This window comes from Huintestinicola butyrica (assembly GCF_025567215.1).
GTDB lineage: Bacteria > Bacillota > Clostridia > Oscillospirales > Ruminococcaceae > Huintestinicola > Huintestinicola butyrica.
Window position 1 is genome coordinate 1 of record NZ_JAOQKB010000010.1, and the last position, 6366, is coordinate 6366.

4 protein-coding genes are annotated in these 6366 nt (G+C 49.5%); 3 read left to right on the top strand and 1 reads right to left on the bottom strand.

Translation table 11 applies throughout. From position 1 onward, the window contains the following. The first annotated feature begins 647 nt into the window (after window positions 1-647). From OCV68_RS10500 to recQ, 3 genes are all read left to right on the top strand, one after another. Entirely contained in the window at window positions 648-2108 is a 1461-nt protein-coding gene (locus OCV68_RS10500) for a glycoside hydrolase family 43 protein (protein ID WP_262572512.1), read from the top strand. Between the two features lie 13 nt (window positions 2109-2121). Beyond that, window positions 2122-2745, top strand: coding sequence for a polysaccharide deacetylase family protein (locus tag OCV68_RS10505; RefSeq protein WP_262572514.1), 624 nt, complete (start codon window positions 2122-2124; stop codon window positions 2743-2745). 763 nt (window positions 2746-3508) lie between these two features. Further along, entirely contained in the window at window positions 3509-5758 is a 2250-nt protein-coding gene (gene recQ / locus OCV68_RS10510; RefSeq protein ID WP_262572517.1) for a DNA helicase RecQ, read from the top strand. 175 nt (window positions 5759-5933) lie between these two features. Here recQ and OCV68_RS10515 read toward each other — a convergent pair. Beyond that, on the bottom strand, window positions 5934-6366 hold a 433-nt coding region (locus OCV68_RS10515), incomplete at its 5' end, for a hypothetical protein (protein ID WP_262572519.1).

Here is a 6366-nt window from a genome sequence, read left to right on the forward strand (position 1 = left end):
AAAAGCGGGCTTAGTGGGGGTGAGAGGGTAGGGAAAAGGAGTGCAGAGGAGAAACCGTAGGAGAGAGGGGGGAATGCCCGCTTTTGTTGGGTTTTGGTTTCCTCCCTCTCTCCTTAGGTGTCTCCTTTGCATGGTACGGACTTTGTAAAAATGAAACGTGAATTTGACCATACCTGCGCCTATCGGCGGAAACTGAAACGCAATTTCTGCGAAATTGCTCTCAGTTTCAAGCCGCCTGCATGGAATAGTTTTAAGACTATTTGAGAAATTAAGCTTATATGCAAAATTTTGAGTTTTCGGTGCAGGCGGCTTTAGAATTTGTTAGTCAGTCGGCTATCAGCATAATTGCTTTAACTGCTCGCAAACGGATTTCGCTGTCTGCGGACAGCGACCAGATGGCTCTGCCCTCTGGACTCCCGCAAGCCTTTCGGGAAAAAGGCTTGACCTAAACCCTTTGCCTTGCTCTCATTTGTGCTGACTTTTTTATTTCTCCCACATGGGAATATCAGCCTTTGAAAGCTATGCTTTTTCTCCCATATCCACATTATTTCTATTGACTTGCCTGCCAATAAATGTTACAATTTCCTTATACCGATCCCTAAGCGTTCCGCAAGGCTTTGGATAATCAATGAAAGCGAGGAATTTTAATGATATACACCAACCCCGTTGTAAAAGGCTTTTACCCCGATCCCAGCGTTTGCTATGCCAATGGCAAATTTTATCTGGTATGCAGCTCATTCCAGTATTTCCCAGGAGTGCCCCTCTTTGAAAGCGATGACATTGTTAACTGGACTCAGATAGGCCATGTTCTTACCCGCAAAAATCAGGTCGAGCTTGAAAAGGTCAACAGCTCAGGCGGGGTTTTTGCGCCCACTATCCGCTACAACAACGGCAGATTTTACATGGTAACGACCAATGACACCACTCACAGGAATTTCTACGTTTACACCGATGATATCCATGGCGAATGGTCCGACCCCATCACCATCGACCAGGACGGCATTGACCCCTCGCTTTACTTTGAAGACGGCAGAGCCTTCTTCATCAGCAACGGCACCGACTGCGAGGGCAGGGGCGGCGTTGTTCAGTGCGAGATAAACATTGAAACAGGCGAAAAGCTCACCGAAAGCAGATGTATATGGCAGGGCTCGGGCGGAAGATACCTTGAAAGCCCCCATATGTACAAGATCGGCAAGTATTATTATCTCATGGCAGCAGAGGGCGGCACTGAGTATGGTCATATGATAACCTATGCACGCAGCGAAAGCGTCTGGGGCAAGTTCGAGGGCTATCCCCACAATCCCGTGCTGACAAACCGCAACAAAGCGCCCTTTATCATTCAGGGCATCGGCCACGGCGACCTTATACAGGACAAAAACGGCGAGTGGCACATCATCTGTCTCGGTTTCCGCCAGATACATATGTGGATGACATATCACCACCTTGGAAGAGAGTGTTTCCTTATCCCCGTTACCTTCCACGAGGACGGCTGGTTCACCGCAGGAAACGGGACCTGCGAGGAAAGCTACGAGCTGTCGGGCGACTTTGCGCAGCTGCCTCTCAAGACCTACACTCTTGAAAATATCGGTCACGACATCTGCCACCTGCGCCACCCCCACACTGAAAACTACAGCATAACAAAGGACAAGATAACTCTTAAAGGCACGGATGTTACCCTTGACGATGTGGCTTCTCCCACATTTGCAGGCGTGCGCCAGCGTGATTTTGATATGGACTGCTCCGTCAGCGTAAGCGTTTCCGACGGAGAGGGCGGACTTACCGTTTACTCCTGCGAGACAGAGCATTATGACCTGGCGCTTAGAAAGAACGAGGGCGGCTATGAGGCTATCCTCAGGCTGAATATCGGCGGCATCAGGCACATTGAAAAGGCTGTGCAGATACCCTCGGGCGACGCAAAGCTCATTATCCGCTCCGACAGCCAGGTATATAAGTTTTTCGTGCAGTCGCAGGGTGAGGAGATACCCATGGGCTTTGCAATGTCCAAGTATCTTTCCAGCGAGGTCTGCGGCGGATTTACGGGAACTGTCATCGGTATGTATGCAGTCAAGGGCAGCGCCGAGTTTACCGACCTGCGCATAAGCTATTGAAAGGGTGAGTAAAATGGCAAAATATATAGCTCTCACGTTTGATGACGGTCCCAACACCGTCACTACTCCAATGGTTCTGGACGTGCTTGAAAAGCACAGCGCCGTGGGCACATTTTTCCTTGAGGGCAACAACATCAACGAGGAAAGCGCAAAGGTGGTCAAAAGGGCTGTGGAAATGGGCTGCGAGATAGAAAACCATTCCCGCACACACACAGCGTTCCCCCAGCTTACCGCCGAGGAAATGACTGCTGAGATAGATTTCACCACAGAAAAGATAATCGACATCACAGGCAGAGCGCCCAAGTTTTTCCGTCCCCCGTACATAGCTCTGAACGACCTGATGTACAGCACCATACCTCTCACATTCATATGCGGAAAGGGTTGCACAGACTGGGAGGACAGCGTTTCGGCAGAGCAGCGTTTTGACACCACCATGGCTCAGGCGCAGCACGGGGACGTGATACTTCTCCACGACATGGAGGGCAACATCAACACCGTAAAGGCGCTTGACAGGCTTATCCCGGCTCTGAGGGAAGAGGGTTACGAGCTTGTTACCGTGGAGGAGCTTTTTGAGAAATGCGGAGCTGTTCCCAAGAGCGGAGTTATTTACACCAATGTTTTAAGTGACGGAAAGTGATATTTCGGGCTGCTGCATTTTGCGGCAGCCTTTTTTGTTAGGCGGACAAATAAAAAAGTCAGCACAAATGAAAGCAAGGCAAAGGGTTTAGGAAGTCCACTGAGGGCAAAGCCATCTGGTCGTCCTCCGCAGAGGACGAAATCTTTTTGCTGACGGCTTGAATGATTAAACCGTTAGCTTACAAATTTAAAAGTCCTAAAAGCCGCCTGCACCAGAAATTCAAAGACAAGCAGAAAGCAAGTTTTATCACAATCAGATAAAAAACTATTAAATGCAGGCGGCTTGAAACCAAGAGACATTTCGACATGAATGGCGATTTTGGTTTCCGCCGTAAGGCGCAGGTACGTCAAACTAACGTTTCAATTTTATAAAGTCCATGCCTAATGCAAAGGAGACACCTAAGGAGAGAGGGAGGAAACCAAAACCCAACAAAAGCGGGCATTCCCCCCTCTCTCCTACGGTTTCTCCTCTGCACTCCTTTTCCCTACCCTCTCACCCCCACTAAGCCCGCTTTTGCAGTTTGTCTTAACTTTGGTGCTTGTCTCCTATGTTGAATATTGTTCCGTGCCTTTCACCGCCGCCCCTCTCATTTGTGGTCTGGCATTTACATATCGAGTATCTGCTGTTAGTTTTGCTTAGCTCTGCGGTGGGAATTGGCTAAAATACCGGTTGTTTTAATCATTGTCCCAGAAAACATTTGCCTTTTCTCTTAAAAGATGATATAATGATATCAGTGTTATTTTGCAGAGAGATGGTTGTTTAAATGGATCAGAACCAAGTGCTGAAAAAATATTTCGGCTATGATAATTTCAGAGAGGGTCAGGCGGAGCTGGTGAGCAGCATTCTGTCGGGGCGTGATACCCTGGGAGTTATGCCTACGGGTGCGGGAAAATCCGTATGCTATCAAGTGCCTGCGCTGATGTTCGGGGGCGTTACTATCGTTATCTCCCCACTTATTTCGCTGATGCAGGATCAGGTAAGCTCGCTGGTGCAGTCGGGCATTCCTGCGGCGTTTATCAACAGCAGCCTTACAATGAATCAGCTTTACACGGTGCTGAAAAATGCGGAGCGTGGGGCTTACAAGCTTATTTATGTCGCCCCCGAGCGCCTTGACAGCGAGGTGTTCATGAACTATGCCATGCACGCCGAGATATCTATGATAACCGTTGACGAGGCGCACTGCATTTCTCAGTGGGGTCAGGACTTCCGTCCCTCTTATCTGAATATCCCACGGTTTGCCGCAGCGCTTCCAAAGAGACCTGTTATGACTGCGTTCACCGCCACCGCCACGGAAAGGGTGCGTGATGATATCGCCCGCCTGCTGGAGCTTAAAGACCCGTTTACTCTGGTCACGGGCTTTGACAGAAAAAATCTTTATTTTGAGGTGCGCCGTCCCTCAGACAAATATGCCGACCTGAAAAGACTGGTGAAAAAATACGACGAGGAGGGCAGGAGCGGCATCATCTACTGCTCCACCAGAAAAAACGTGGAGACCGTGTGCGAGCGGCTGTGCAGCCAGGGCTTTTCCGCTACCAGATATCACGCAGGGCTTGCGGAGGAGGAAAAACGCACAAATCAGGACGATTTCATTTACGACAGGCGTAAGATAATGGTCGCAACCAACGCTTTCGGCATGGGCATCGACAAATCAAACGTTTCCTTTGTTATCCACTACAATATGCCCAAGGACGTGGAAAGCTATTATCAGGAGGCGGGACGTGCAGGCCGTGACGGCTCTCCTGCGGATTGCATACTGCTCTACAGCGGTCAGGACGTTAACACCGCAAAATTCCTTATAAACAAAAGCTATGACGAGTCGGAGCTTGAGCCTGAGGTAGCGGAAGAGGTGAGAAACCGTGACCTGAAGCGCCTCAAGGATATGACGATCTACTGCACCTGCGCCGAGTGCCTGAGAAGCTATATACTGAAATATTTCGGCGAGAAGTCGCCCTCACAGTGCGGGAACTGCTCCTGCTGCTGTTCGGAGGAGGGCGCCCAGGACGTTACAGTGGAGGCTCAGAAGATAATGTCCTGCATTTTCCGTGCAGGTCAGCGCTATGGACTTAAAATGATAACGGATATCCTTACGGGCAAGGAAAACGAGCGCATAACCGCCGCAGGGCTTGACAAGCTCAGCACCTACGGCATAATGAAAGACAGCACAGAGCGAAACATCAAGCAGATAACCGAAAAGCTTATCTATATGGGCTATGCTCAAAAGACAGAGGACGAATATCCCGTGCTGAAGCTGAATCCCTCCGCTCTGGACGTGCTTAGGGGGGACAAAAAGGTAATGGCACGTCTGCCGAAGTCCGCCGGAGCAAAGAGAGCTCCCGTTTATGCCTGCGACCCTGTGCTGCTGGATAAGCTCAAAGCGCTGCGTGCAAAGCTTGCCTCCGTTCAGGGCGTGCCTGCGTACCTTATCTTCACCGATACGTCTCTCCGTGATATGTGTGAAAGGCTGCCGAGGACAGACAGCGAGTTTCTGAACGTATCGGGCGTGGGAGCGGCAAAGCTGGAACGCTACGGAAACGCATTCATCACGGTCATCAAGGAATATGCGGAGAAAAATCAGGTTGCCGCAGTCACCGAGGAAAAGGAGATAAAAAAGCTCCGTCGAAACATGATGAAAACGGCGGAGGATATAAGAGAAGCATTTGACGGCATATCGGCAGGGATAGGAAAGGTAACGCTGGGCAATGAATCGCTGTCGCTTTCCGCATTTTCCGAAAAGATAATCACGGAAACGGATATGCACATGGCAACAGCACCGCTCAGAAAGTCAATAACAGGGTGGCTGAGGCAGTCGGGGCTGCTTACACAGGAGAGCGAATCAAGGGCTGCGGATATGGGGGAAAAGATAGGAATATACAATTTGAACGTGACATCTCCGCAAACGGGGAAGCAGTATATCAAGGTATTGTATAAGCCGTCAGCACAGCAGTTCATATTGGATAATATATCGGCTGTGGGGGAGTTTGCGGTAGAGAGCTTTATGAGTAAAAGCAAATAGTAAGCAAATTGATAAATATGTCCTCTACCTTAAATCCTTTAATTTTACAGTTTATATCGAGTATCTGCTGTTAGTTTTGTTTGGCTCTGCGGTGGGGGAGAGTTATTTTGTCCGCAAAACTTTAAATTTACTTATAAGTTTTAAAAGCTTTATTATCGCTAATACGCCGATCCAATCACAAATATTTTTTCAAATCAGTCATAAGCCGCTGCTCGGCGGAGATCAGCTCACGGGTGAGCTTTCTGCTGCCGCCATCGGCTGCGGCATATTTGTCCATGCTCTGGCGGAGCTTGTCTATGCCCATGGAGCAGCCCTTTGAGACCAGCTCCGCTGCGTCCTGCTCGGTGCTGTTCATAAGAGTAAGGTCAGTCTTGACTGTTGACATCGCCTTTGCCATGGCAGAGGGATTTTTGCCCGCCCTGCCCCATGAGTTAAGGAGTTGCTCCGCCTCGGAGCGCAGCTTTTCATGCTCTTTCACACTTTTTTTGAGAATATCCTCAAGGTCGGCGTCGCCTGCCTTGGGGATAACGTCGTTTATGGCACCTATCCCCATTTTTATGCCTGCATCGCACTGCCTCAGCAGCTTTACGGTGTCCTTTTCTTCCTTG